Source organism: Dethiothermospora halolimnae, from assembly GCF_037577855.1.
Classification (GTDB): Bacteria; Bacillota; Clostridia; order Tissierellales; family VENL01; genus Dethiothermospora; species Dethiothermospora halolimnae.
The window spans coordinates 1-14,128 of record NZ_JBAKFX010000022.1 but is presented as its reverse complement, the minus strand read 5'-3'; the positions used below and the strand labels follow the sequence as shown (position 1 = coordinate 14,128).

Sequence of the window (14,128 nt, the reverse complement as noted above, 5' to 3'; positions counted from 1 at the left end):
ACTAGACATAGGGTCTAGGCATGCCTAGACCAGATTCAATGCCACATACCATGGAATATATAAATAAACCCATTTCACAAAAAAACACTAAAACCAAAAGGAGGAATACCATGAATACCCAAGGCTGGACAAGAGGATTAATGGCAAAAAATATGGAAGATGAAAAATTTTTAAATCATGTTATAGACTGCATAGGAAGGGAATTTGATATTGATGTTAATGTTTGTAAAAAGGATAAAGATTATATCGTTAATGTAGGAGAGTATAAAGTTAAGGTTACTATGGTAGATGTAACGATTTATAAGGGAAAGGGGCCTTATAATTTAGATAGGTTTATTTTGGAGGGACTAATGGGACAAGGGTTTGAGGTTGATAGGGAGGGGAGTGGGTATTTGAGGTATTGTTTTTGGGGGAGGGGTAAGAGTGAGGGAAGTCTGTAAGCATATAAAATAACAAATAATAAAAAAGGGAATTTATTGATTCATGTAGAAGAATGTATATATCTAAAATACTATAGTAATTAAAAAAGAACTATAGATATTAAAAAATAATAGAAATAGATTATTATAGGGGATGACTAGATATGCAGAACTTTAAGATGTTAGATAACAAGAAAAATGGCAAAGTGGGGGAAGAATTAAAAAAGGGTATTAAAAAGGGCTCAAAGCTTTCAGTTATTTCAGCCTATTTTACTATATATGCATATAATGAACTTTATAAAGAGTTAAATAAAATAGATAATATGAGATTTATATTTACTGAGCCTAGTTTTACAAAAAAGCAAGAAGAGCTAACTAGACAATATTACATAGATCGACATTCTGAAAAAAAACTATCAGGTAATGAATTTGAGATAAAATGAGAAATGAGTTAAATCAAGCCCATATAGCTAAGGAATGTGCCCAATGGTTAAAAGATAAAGTTGAGATAAAGTCATTAAAAAAGGCTAACCCAGCGCAACAACGATTAATTTATGTGGAAAATAGTGATACTAATGTGTCCATAAATGGAACCGTAGATTTTACTGCTGATGGATTAGGATTCACATCTTCAAGTAGAAATGATATGAATGCATGTATAAAAGGAAAAGAAGCTACATATCAATTTATCGAGCAATTTAATGAAATTTGGGAAGATGAAGCCCAGGTTGAAGATGTAAAAGAAGAAGTACTAAAACAAATGAAAATAATATATAAAGAAAATACTCCGGAATTTATTTATTTTATTACTTTATATAATATATTTCAAAACTATTTAGATGAATTAACAGAAGAAAATATTGTAAAAACTAAGACTGGATTTAAAGATACCATCATTTGGGACAAACTATATAAATTCCAAAAAGATGGAGTCATTGGGGCTATAGATAAATTAGAAAAATACAATGGATGTATAATTGCTGATTCAGTAGGTTTGGGTAAAACATTTTCAGCATTGGGGGTTATTAAATATTATGAACTTAGAAACTATAGAGTATTAGTGCTATCACCTAAAAAATTAAGAGAAAATTGGACAATCTATACTATGAATGATAAACGTAATATTTTACTAGATGATAGATTTAATTATGATGTTTTAAACCATACAGATTTGAGTAGATATGGTGGCTATTCTGGAGAGATTAACTTAGAAACAGTTAATTGGTCAAATTATGACCTTATAGTAATTGATGAGTCGCATAATTTTAGAAATAATAATCCACGGAAAAATAAAGTAACGAGATATTCTAGACTATTAAATGAAGTAATAAAATCTGGTGTAAAAACAAAAATATTAATGCTTTCAGCCACCCCTGTAAATAACAAGATGAATGACTTAAAAAATCAAATCGCTTTTATTACAGAAGGAAATGATAAAGCTTTACAATCAGAGGGCATCATAAGCATAGAACAGACTTTAAGAAAGTCTCAGTTAGTATTTAATAAATGGTCTCAATTGCCCGATGAAGAAAGGACTGTCGATGTTTTTGTTGAAATGATGAATATGGATTATTTTAAACTTTTAGATACAGTAACCATAGCTAGATCTAGAAAGCATATAGAAAAATATTACAATATAAGTGAAATAGGGAAATTTCCCACAAGAAAGAAACCGGTAAATATATATGCAGATATTGATAAGTCTAATATTTTTCCACCCCTTAAATATGTAAATAAAATGATAAAAAATCTTAATATGGCTTCCTATTCACCTCTTAAATATTTACTTCCAGAAAAACAGGTAGAGTATAGCGAAAAGTATGATATAAAGGTGCAAGAAGGGAAGTCAATATTTAGACAAACTGATCGGGAACAGGCATTAGTCAATTTGATGAGGGTAAATATTTTAAAGCGCATGGAAAGTTCTATACATTCATTTGGCATGACAATTTCAAAACTTTTAAAACGGATTGATAATATACTTAAAAAGATTGACGAAAAACAATTTGAGTATTATGGGGAACTAAATATTTTAGATATAGATGAAGAAGACACAGTTTATGAAGATTTGATTATAGGGAATAAAATTAAGGTTTTACTTCAGGATATGGATTTAATAAGGTGGAGGGAAGATTTAGAAGATGATAGAGACAAGCTAGAAGAATTGTTAATAGAGTCTGCGAAAATTACCCATTTAAGGGATGCTAAACTTGAAAGGATAAAAGATTTAATTAAAGAAAAAATAGAAAATCCATTGAATAATAGCAATAATAAAGTGCTTGTGTTTACTGCGTTTGCTGATACCGCTGAATATTTATATAATAATTTGTCAAAATGGATTTTTCAAAAATATGGATTACACTCAGCATTAGTTACAGGAGGGGGGAAAAATAAGACCACCCTTAATGCTATAAAAAAGAAGGATTTAAATTCTGTTATTACTAATTTTTCACCTAGATCAAAAGAAAGGGATAAGATTTATCCAAATATTAAAGAGGATATAGATTTATTAATAGCCACTGATTGTATATCTGAAGGACAAAATCTTCAAGATTGTGATTATTTAATCAACTATGATATTCATTGGAATCCAGTTAGAATAATACAGAGGTTTGGTCGTATAGATCGTTTAGGGTCAACCAATGACTTTATTCAGTTAGTAAACTTTTGGCCCAATATGGATTTAGATGAATATATAAACTTAGAAGCAAGGGTAACAGGAAGAATGGTGCTTTTAGATGTTTCTGCCACAGGAGAAGAAAATGTCATTGATTTTGATGAGAAGAAAAAGATGAATGATCTTGAATATAGAAAAAAACAACTTAAACAATTAAAAGAAGAGGTTATTGACCTTGAAGATATTTCAGGTGGGATTAGCATTACGGATCTTACTATGAATGATTTTAAAATGGACTTAATGGAGTATATGAAAGAAAATAAAAACAAGCTTGAAAAAGCCCCGATGGGTATGTATGCTATTTCGACAGTTGAAGATGAAAGCTTAAAGAAAAATATAAAGCCTGGTGTAATATTTACATTAAAGCAAGTTACCGAATTGGCAAAACCCCAGGAGCATAATCCATTATATCCATATTATATGGTTTATATTTATGATGATGGAACAGTAAGATTTAATTACCTTCATACAAAGAAAATATTAGATTTTTATAAGAAACTATGTAGTGGCAAAGAAGAAGTGCTTTATGATTTGGCAGAACACTTTAATAGCGAAACAAAAGAAGGCAGACATATGGGAAAATACTCTGAGCTTTTAGAAGATGCCATAAATAATATTATAGGAAAAACAGAAGAAAAGGGTGTAGCTAGTTTATTTAGCAAAGGCGGGACAACCCTTCAGAAAAGTTTATTTAGTGGAATAGAAGATTTTGAGTTAATCTCATTTTTAATAATAAAGTAGGTGGATAGAATGAATATTTTATATAAAGCTATGGACATACCAAAAAGCTGTGAAGTGGGAAATACAATTTTTAAAAAACTTTTTTATGAAAATAGTTCAATGAACACTAGAGATAAAGAGATATTTAAAGATTGTATAGATAAGATAATATGGAGGTATTCATTTAAGGAAGATACTATTAACATACAGACCTATAAAGATGATATTAGGGAATATGATGAAATAGCTATAATAGAAGTTATATTAGAAAAAGACTCTAAATGCAAACGAATTGCTGAGATTATTCAAGGCACTATTCCCTATCCAATAATTTTGGTATTTTCTTATAAAGATTCGTTTTTGATAAATGTAGGGCATAAAAGAACTAATAAAGTAGATGAGAGTAAAAATACAGTGGAAGAACTAATCTTTACAGATTGGATAAAAACAAATAAACTACAATATAGGGATAAAGTTTTTACTAAAAGTATTGATATTAGCAAATTATCCTATGCTAATTTTTATAAATTTTATTCTGATTTTATAAATGCCATTAATTTGTATAATGCATCTATTTATCAAAATGACTTAAAAGCATTAGAAAATAAGGATGCAGATGAAGTAAAAGAAATTACTGATAGTATTGAGGGAATAAAGAAAAAAATAGATAAATTAAAGTCTAAAATTAAAAAGGAAAGACAGATAAGTAAGACCATTGATTTAAATATTAAAATAAAAAAACTAGAAAAACAAAGGGATAAATTAATTAGCAAACTAAACAAATAAAGGGGAGATTTCAATGGATAAAGTAGAAATGAAACCGCTTGATAACACAAGTGTGGATATTGTATCAGAGAATAAGAAGAAACTGATGGAACTGTTTCCTGAAGTGTTTACTGAAGAAGGAATAATTTTGGATAAACTAAAATCAGTATTTGGAGAATACGTGGAAGATAAAGACGAATTTTATAACTTTACTTGGAATGGAAAGGATAAAGCATTTAGATTATCCCAAGCCCAATCCACAGGGACATTAAGACCTTGTAAAGAAAAAAGTAAAAATTGGGAGGATACCCAGAACCTTTATATAGAAGGGGATAATTTAGAAGTCCTTATGCTTCTTAGAAAATCTTATTATAATAAAGTAAAGATGATTTATATAGACCCTCCTTATAACACAGGAAAGGACTTTGTTTATAAGGATAATTATAAAGATAATTTGAAAAATTATTTGGAATTAACTGAACAAGTAGATGAAGAAGGAAATAAATATTCTACTAATTCAGAACAGAATGGAAGATATCATACTGATTGGTTAAATATGATGTATCCAAGATTAAGAATTGCTAGGGATTTGCTAAAAGATGATGGAGTTATATTTATTAGTATAGACGATAATGAGGTTCATAACTTGAGGAAAGTATGTGATGAGATTTTTGGAGAGGATAATTTTATTGCGACAATAATATGGGAAAAGAAATTTTCACCACAAAATGATGCTAAATGGTTAAGTGCTAATCATGATTATGTCTTACTATATGCAAAAAACAAAGAAATTTGGAGACCTAACTTATTGCCTAGAACAAAAGAACAAAATAAAAGGTATAAGAACCCAGATGATGATCCAAGAGGACCATGGGCTTCAAGTGATTTATCCGTTAAAACTTATTCACCTGAATATGATTTTCCTATTACTACGCCTTCCGGGAAAGTCATAGAGTTACCTGCAGGACGATGCTGGATGACTTCCAAAGATAGGATTCAAGAGTTGATAGAAGATAACCGAATTTGGTTTGGGAAAAATGGTAATAACACTCCAAGATTAAAACGGTTTTTGTCTGAAGTTAAAGGCGGTATAACTCCTTTAACTATTTGGTATAGAAAAGATGTAGGGGATACTCAAACAGCTAAAAAACAATTGTTAAAAGTTATGCCCGAAAACGTCTTTCAGACACCTAAGGTTTTAGAACTAATAGAAAGAATGTTATTTATATCAACACAATCAAAAGAGAGGGATATAGTATTAGATTTCTTCTCCGGTTCTGCAACAACAGCACACGCCACTATGAAACTTAATGCTGAAGATGGTGGTAATCGTAAATATATAATGGTACAATTACCAGAACCCACAGATGAAAAGTCTGAAGCTTATAAATCAGGATATAAAAACATATGTGAAATAGGTAAAGAACGTATTCGAAGAGCAGGGGATAAAATTATAGAAGAAAATAAAGACAAAGAAGGAATAGAAGACCTTGATATTGGGTTTAAGGTTTTTAAATTAGATTCTTCAAATATAAGAAAATGGGAAGCCGATGGAGAGGACTTAGAGGACTATTTAAAGACCATGGTGGATAATTTTGTTGAAGGAAGAACGGAAGAGGATATTTTATATGAAGTTATGTTAAAGTATGGTATTGATTTAACAGCACCAATAGAAAGTAGGAATATAGAAGGTAAAGAGGTATATTCCATAGGATATGGAGCACTATTTGTATGTTTGGATAAGGAGATAACATTAGATATTATAAAAGGAATTATTGATTATAAAGATGAGTTAGAACCTGCTAAAACTAGTATTATTTTTAGAGACAATGGTTTTAAAGATTCATCTGTTAAGACTAATGCACTTCAGTTATTAAAGACAAATGATATAGATGAAGTATTAAGTATATAGAAGGGAGGGGTTAATAATGAAGTTTAAATTTAAATCTAATTTAGACTATCAAAATGAAGCTGTAAAGGCAGTTGTAGACATTTTTGAGGGACAACCCCTTGCTCAGTCTAATTTTACTGTAACAAATTTGGATAGTCAAATGAGTATGATAAATACTACAAAGGGTATAAGTAATAAGTTGGTTACTGATGAAGATGATATTTTAGAAAACTTAAGAAGAATACAGCTAAATAATGGGATTAAACAAACTAAAAAATTAAAAAAAGATGATTATCATTTTACTATTGAAATGGAAACTGGTACAGGGAAAACCTATGTATACTTAAAAACAATATTTGAGCTTAATAAAAAATATGGTTTTTCAAAATTTGTAATTGTAGTTCCATCGATAGCTATAAAAGAAGGGGTATATAAGACTTTACAGATTACAGAGGAACATTTTAAAGGATTATATGAGAATATTCCCTATGATTATTTTATTTATGATTCTAAAAAATTAGAACAAGTCAGAAATTTTGCTATAAGTGACAGTATACAAATTATGGTTATTAATATTGATGCATTTAGAAAAAGCTTTACAGATCCCACTAAGGAAACTAAGGCAAATATTATTCATAGGAGAAATGATAGATTAAGTGGGATGAAGCCGATTCAATTAATAGGCCAGACTAATCCCATTGTTATTATTGATGAGCCTCAAAGTGTTGATACTACATCTAACTCTAAAAAAGCAATTGACTCTCTAAATCCACTATGCACACTAAGGTATTCAGCTACCCATGTGGACAAGCATAATATGCTATATAGATTAGATTCAATTGATGCCTATGAAAAAGAACTTGTAAAACAAATAGAAGTTGCTTCTATCACTTCTCAAGATAGCGACAATGATGCTTATTTAGAGCTTATTAGCGTAGATAATAAAAAGTCACCTATTACAGCTAAAATTAAACTAGGTATACAAAAAGGTAATAAAATAGATTATAAAATTAAGACCTTTACTGTTGGAGATGATTTATGGGAGGCCTCTGGATATAGAGATATTTATGAAGGATATCAAATTACAGATATTTATACTAAAGAAGGCTACGAATCTGTATATTTTTCCAGTAAAGACCCAATTGAACTTGGAGAAGTAAGGGGAAAGGGACTATCCGATGATGAAGTGAAAAGGGCACAGATTAGAAAAACAATACAGGAACATCTTGATAAGGAAGTTATTCTTAATAAAAAGGGAATAAAAGTACTTAGTTTATTCTTTATAGATAGGGTTTCAAATTATCGATATTATGATGAAGACGGGAATCCTCAAAAAGGGAAATATGCTCTTTGGTTTGAGGAAGAGTATAAAAAAGTCAGAAGTATGCCTAAATACAATGATTTATTAGAGGAAACGGATATTGAATACGATGCTGAGGTTGTACATGATGGATATTTTTCAATAGATAAAAAGGGAAGGTTTAAGGATAGTAGAACAACAAAAAAGGGAAAACTTAGAGCTAATAAGGCAGATGAATCTACTTTTAATAAAATAATGAAAAATAAAGAAAGATTACTCAGTTTTGAAGAACCCCTTAGATTTATTTTTTCCCATAGTGCATTAAAAGAAGGTTGGGATAATCCAAATGTATTTCAGATTTGCACATTAAATGAGACTGGCTCTGAAGTTAAAAAACGTCAAGAGATAGGAAGGGGACTAAGATTAGCTGTAAATCAAGAGGGGGAGAGAATACAAGGCTTTGATGTAAATACACTAACTGTAATGGCCAATCAATCCTATGAAGATTTTGTTATGGGGTTACAGAAGGAAATTGAAAAAGAAGAGGGTATTAAATTTGGAATAGTAGAAGACCATTATTTTGCAAACATAAAAATAATAGAAGATGATACTCCTAAAAATTTAGGACAAAAAAAATCAGAGAAACTATGGGAGCACTTATTAGATGAAGATTATATAAATAACAAAGGGAAAATACAGGATAAACTTAAAAAAGATTTAAAGGATAATAATGTTCAAATACCAGATGAATTTTCTAAAGCAAAAGATGCTATAGTTTCTAAACTAAGAAAAGTTGCAGGAAATCTTAATATTAAGGATAACTCGAAAAAGAAAACAGTGAAACTTAATAAGAAAGTTTATCTTAGCCCTAAGTTTAAAGAATTATGGAATAAGATAAAATATAAAACAACATACTCAGTGGAATTTGATGAAGAAAAATTGATAGAGGAATGTATTCTAGATATAAGAGATAATCTTCATATTGGCAAAGCAAAATTAGTTTACGCTAAGGCGAAGGTAGATATAAATGAGGCTGGAACATCAGCAGAGGAATTGAATCGTGAATTAGTTATAGTAGACGATCCCCAGTATGAGTTACCTGATATAATAACATATTTACAAAATAAAACTAATCTAACTAGAAAAACTATTGTGGAAATACTTATTCGTTCCAAAAGTATAAAATTATTTTTAAAAAATCCTCAAAAATATATGGATGAAATTGCCGATATAATACAGAGAAAAATGAAGTATATGATTATTGATGGGATTAAGTATAGAAGATTAGGCGAAAATGAATACTACACTCAAGAATTATTTGAAAACAAAGAGCTTACAGGATACTTAGAAAAGAATATGATGAAGGCTAATTTACATGAGGATAAATATCCATATGAGTATGTGGTTTATGATTCAGAGGTAGAAGAAACCTTTGCTAAAAGACTTGAAAAAGACTCCCATGTCAAAGTTTATGCAAAGCTACCTAATTGGTTTAAAATCGATACTCCATTAGGTTCCTATAATCCTGACTGGGCTGTACTTTTTGATAAAGATGGAGAAGAAAAAGTATACTTTGTAGTTGAAACAAAATATAGTACCTTAAATGAAGATCTTAGAGGCAAAGAAAGGTCTAAAATAGAATGTGCTAAACAACACTTTAAAGCAATAAAAACGGAAGCTGAATATATGGAAACGAATAGTTATGATAAATTTGTTGATAGGGTATATGAAGAAAATGATGAAGTTGTTTATAATCCACAATATGGATATGATAAGGTGGCAGAAGAATAGGTTATTATAAAAAAATCAAGTTATTCAGATGAAAAAGTAGCAAATTTTGCTACTTTTTTATTTTTTTTTGAAAGGACATGTTATAGTTTGTATAGAATGGATATAATAGTAATTATTTTGGTGCAGATTATAAAAAGTATAACTGTTTTTACATAAAAAAAGAATATAATAGCAAAGAAATATTATTAGTGATAATAATAAATGGGTCATTATTATAGTCTGCATTAAAAGATATCTTAAATTTTCTAAAGTGGAGAAGTAAAATATAAGGAGTGATAAGCATGAAGTTAAGTTCATTAAAAATTGAAGGGTTTAGAAGATGTAACGAAACTACAGTTAGTTTCGGTGATGCGACTTTTTTAATTGGAGAGAATAATGTCGGGAAAAGTAGTGTATTACGTGCAATCGAAATTTTACTTTCTGGGGAGAATAAGCTACAAGAAGATGAATTTTGTATGGCATTTGACACTGAAACAAATACCAATATTAGAAAGTCAGATAAGATAGTTTTAACAGGAGAATTTATAAATGTACCTAAGGAAGCGGAAAATTGGAAGGGGTTCAAAGGTAGAGTTCTCAATGACGACTCCGATATTAATTCTACTGGGTTTAAAATAGTATATTGCAAGACCTTTGAAGTTGGTAAAAATGCAATGGTTGAAATGCTTTCTAATAAACGAAAATTAAAGACAAGCTATGAGGGATGCAAGAACCCAAAAGATTTTATAGAAGTAGGGCTAGATGAAAGCATAATAGAAGATGTACTTGGTGAAGTTAAACTAGATAAAAATTTAACAAAAAAACAAAAAGAGCAAATTTATTTAATTAATGAGATTTGGGATGTTGATACTACAGAGGAAGTTTGGGATGAAAATCCAGGTGGAATTGTAGGGAATGTTTTAAGCAAATTGCCTAAATGTATAATTATACCAGCTCAAGATAGTGCAGAAGAAATAGGCGAAGATGGAAAGAAAGGTGCAATGATTGAGATCATGAAAGATTTATTTGAGGAGGTAAGAGATACTTCAGAGAATTTTCAACAAGCTCAAAAATATTTAAATTTACTATGTAGTGAATTAGATCCTAGTGATGAAGAAAGTCAATTTGGAGAAATGATGTCAGATTTAAACTATATACTTAATGGAGTGTTTCCTAATACAAGGTTGCATGCCAGTGCTAATTTAAATGATCCAAACACTGCGTTAAAACCAGAGTTTGACATAAAGCTTGCGAGTAATGTTTTAACAAAAGTATCCTATCAAGGAACGGGAATGATTCGTGCTACAGTTTTTTCTCTTTTGAGATATAGGGAAAATTTTATTAAAAAGAAAGGTAGAAGTAATAGGAATCTAATAATTGGTTTTGAAGAACCAGAAATTTATTTACACCCAAATGCTGCTAATCAGATGCGAGATATAATCTATGAACTAGCTAGTGAAAATTCACAAATAATATGCACTACACATTCTCCATATATGATAGATCTAAGTAGAAAACCACGTCAAATTTTAAATAATTTTATAATTAATGATAATAATGATGTAAATATATATCCATTTAATATTAGTGAAAAGTTTAAAGAGCTTTCAAGTCACGACAAGAGTTACGTTAAAATGCTATTGAAGATGGATGATTATATATCTAGAGTATTTTTTGCGAAAAAAGTAATAATTGTGGAAGGTGATACAGAAGAGATAGTGTTAAAAGAGACTATAAATAAAATTGAAGATGAAATTCGAAGAAAAATTTTATCAGAAGTTCAAATTATTAAAGCCAGAGGGAAAGCTGTAATAATATCATTAGTCAAGTATTTAAAATCAATGAACATAAATGTTTTTGTAATCCATGATAGAGATGGTGGAACTGAAAAAGCCGAATCTTTTAATAGGCCCATTGTTGACGCATTGGGGGCAGAAGATTCTAGGATAATGTTAGAAGAATGTATAGAGGATTTACTAGGGTATAAAACAAGCTATGAAAAACCATATAAAGCATTTTGCCATTCTAGTAATTGGGGGAAATGGGATGACATCCCTAAAAAATGGAGAGATGTTGTTACTAGTGTGTTTACGGATTATTTTGATAATCAAATAATTAGCTGAAAATAATTTGTTAAAAGTTTAAAGTGAAAACTTTACATAAAACTATAATTTTGATTGTAAATATGGTGTTATAAATAATAGCAAGGAGAGGGGAAAAATGAAATTAAAAATATATATAGAAGAGTTTTTAGATTATCAAAAAAAGGAAGGCTTTTTAAAAGAAGCATCAGTAAATAATTACAGATCTAAACTGGAAATTTTTCATGATTTTCTGTATGCGCATGAAAAAGTACAGGATAGCACATTAGATACTATTTTAAATGGTCTAGATATTAGCAAAGTTTTTGAAAGTATAAAATATTATATAAGTTCAAGAGGAATAAAAGCAGAGTATTCAGTTAGGCTATATACTTCAGTTTTATCTGAATTTTTAAAGTTTTTATTTTCCAATAAGAAAGTAATAGTAAATGATAATTTAATTAAAAGTATGGGGACGTCATATAAGAATTTTAACGAATCTTTTTCAGCACAAATTACCCAATACATAAATAGACTTTTGGATGAAAAGATAATAGTTTATGGAGTTTCAGAAGAACCAATATCAGATGAAGAATATATAAAATTAATAGAGTATTGTGACATTAACTTGCATATTGGAGATATAGAAGACTTATTTTTATATAATAAAAGAAATGATGCTCATATAAAATATGTTGGTGCTTTAATGTTAAAGTTTATTTTAGCATTTGGTTTTAAGGTGAATATTTTATATAAATTGGATGTAAAATGTATCAATTTATCAAATAATACAATAAAGCATAATGGATATAGTGTATATTTACCGGATAATCTTTCATATCAAGTTAAAGAATATATGGAAATAAGAGAAAGAATACAAACGAATAGTGATAAGTTATTCGTAGATTATAAAGGGAATGAAATTAGATCAAGCGATACAATTAATACTTACATACAAAATAATATATTAAAAGGCAATACTAAGAAAGTTAGTAAATATATTATCATGAAAATGTTTCAAGAAGGGATACCTAGAATGGTAATTGAGGAATTTACAGGTTACAAGAATAAGATTTTAAATTATTGTCAATGTAGAGTATATGAACTTAAAGCTTTAAAGAAAGATGTATATTTAAAATCAAAAATGATCAGTATTGATGTTAATCAATCTTTATAGAAATTAATGTTGTAATTATAGTATGTTAAATAGAATCTATATTAAAGGGAGGTAAATAGTAAAAATGGACAAGTTATTAGAACAAATAAAGGCAAACTTTCCCCAAAAGGCCATAGATATTAGCGAAAGTCTCGAATTATTAAAAGAATCTATAAGTGATACCATTGAAAAGATATCAGTAAAAACTAAGGTTTCTATGGATTCTAGAGATTTTGAAAAATCAAAAGTATATTCTCAGATGGCAGAAGAGGTTTATATTTATGAATTAAAAATTGATGAAATAATGAATAAGCTTGATGTAGCCGGAGGAGATATAGAGGAAGAAACCGATGAAGAAACGGAAAAAAGGACTATTCCTGATTATTCACGATATACAGTAGACTATAATGTAGAGCATACATTACATTTATCGATTATAAAATCTAAACAGCTCCTTCTCTCCTGCTTTATTAATAAAGTATCTTTTTTCATGGCCATAACTCTTATCTTTATCATGAAAAATATAGCCTAGTGTTTTTAATTCCTGGATAGCCTCATTGGTTGAGTGTTTATGAGAGAAATTAAAAATGCTATTTATTTGATTGACATTTAATCCTTGGTTTTTATTTTCAAAAAGGGAATCAAGGATTTTTATAGCATATATTTTTAGTTTTTCATCTAATTTATCAAAATATCCAGATATAAGGTCTCCATCCATAATAATACCCCCATGATAGATCGTATATATAAATATATATTAATTAAGTAGTTTGTCTGATGCATAACATTAATATTGTGTTATAGTTTAATAAAAGTAAATGGGCAAAAGGTGATTGCTATAAAAAATTTCCTTCTATAACCATCAAATGTAAACACCTTATATACACCAGTCAAACATCAATATACTTATGTAAAATAAAGACCCCTATCAATATAGATTTATATAAATAAAAGAAATTCGAACTACATATAAACTTCCAAAGGACACAGACAAGAATGTAAAGAATGAAAAGAATAAAGAAAAAATAAATATATTGTATAGTAAAAAAATATTTTAGCTTCTATATAGGTATTGAAACAATAGTGATTTTAGGAGTTCTTGTTATTATTAAGCAAGGGACAGTTCATTAATAGTTAGTAATTCTTAAATATAATCTTAGATAATATAGTGTACTTATAGGCTTTGTAGGAAGATATTAGCTCTTCCACAGAGGGAAGAGCTAGGGGGCTGTCGGAAAATAGCAAATTTTAACTCGCCAGACCACAAATAAAGAAAAATGCTTAAGAACTTAATTTTAACTAGAAGTAAGTTTTTAAGCATTTTCTATTTTTTGACAAGAAAATTATTT

9 protein-coding genes are annotated in these 14,128 nt (G+C 28.8%); all 9 read left to right on the top strand.

Features of this window, described 5'->3' with window-relative positions; all coding sequences use genetic code 11:
- Positions 1–110 precede the first annotated feature (110 nt).
- The 9 genes from V6137_RS10380 to V6137_RS10340 all read left to right on the top strand — a co-directional run bounded on the left by V6137_RS10380 (position 111) and on the right by V6137_RS10340 (position 13,311).
- Positions 111–440, top strand: a complete 330-nt coding sequence (locus V6137_RS10380; RefSeq protein WP_425447859.1) for a hypothetical protein — start codon at positions 111–113, stop codon at positions 438–440.
- A gap of 143 nt (positions 441–583) precedes the next feature.
- Positions 584–862 (top strand): phospholipase D-like domain-containing protein, encoded by a 279-nt coding sequence (locus V6137_RS10375; protein WP_425447858.1) that lies wholly within the window; start codon positions 584–586, stop codon positions 860–862.
- Positions 859–3,837: a helicase-related protein gene (locus tag V6137_RS10370; protein ID WP_425447857.1), complete on the top strand. Its 2,979-nt coding sequence runs from the start codon at positions 859–861 to the stop codon at positions 3,835–3,837. The genes V6137_RS10375 and V6137_RS10370 overlap by 4 nt, the downstream gene beginning before the upstream one ends.
- Before the next feature lie 9 nt (positions 3,838–3,846).
- Positions 3,847–4,602, top strand: coding sequence for a DUF4391 domain-containing protein (locus V6137_RS10365; protein ID WP_425447856.1), 756 nt, complete (start codon positions 3,847–3,849; stop codon positions 4,600–4,602).
- Positions 4,603–4,615: 13 nt separating this feature from the next.
- Positions 4,616–6,493, top strand: coding sequence for a site-specific DNA-methyltransferase (locus tag V6137_RS10360; RefSeq protein ID WP_425447855.1), 1,878 nt, complete (start codon positions 4,616–4,618; stop codon positions 6,491–6,493).
- A 16-nt stretch (positions 6,494–6,509) separates the two neighbouring features.
- Positions 6,510–9,563, top strand: a complete 3,054-nt coding sequence (locus V6137_RS10355; RefSeq protein ID WP_425447854.1) for a type III restriction-modification system endonuclease — start codon at positions 6,510–6,512, stop codon at positions 9,561–9,563.
- 281 nt (positions 9,564–9,844) lie between these two features.
- Positions 9,845–11,665, top strand: coding sequence for an ATP-dependent nuclease (locus V6137_RS10350; RefSeq protein ID WP_425447853.1), 1,821 nt, complete (start codon positions 9,845–9,847; stop codon positions 11,663–11,665).
- A gap of 97 nt (positions 11,666–11,762) precedes the next feature.
- The gene (locus V6137_RS10345) at positions 11,763–12,800 is read left to right on the top strand and encodes a hypothetical protein (RefSeq protein WP_425447852.1); all 1,038 of its coding nucleotides are present in this window, start codon (positions 11,763–11,765) and stop codon (positions 12,798–12,800) included.
- 64 nt (positions 12,801–12,864) lie between these two features.
- Positions 12,865–13,311 carry a hypothetical protein gene (locus V6137_RS10340; protein WP_425447851.1) on the top strand — a complete coding sequence of 149 codons (447 nt, stop codon included), beginning with the start codon at positions 12,865–12,867 and terminating at the stop codon, positions 13,309–13,311.
- Positions 13,312–14,128 lie beyond the last annotated feature (817 nt).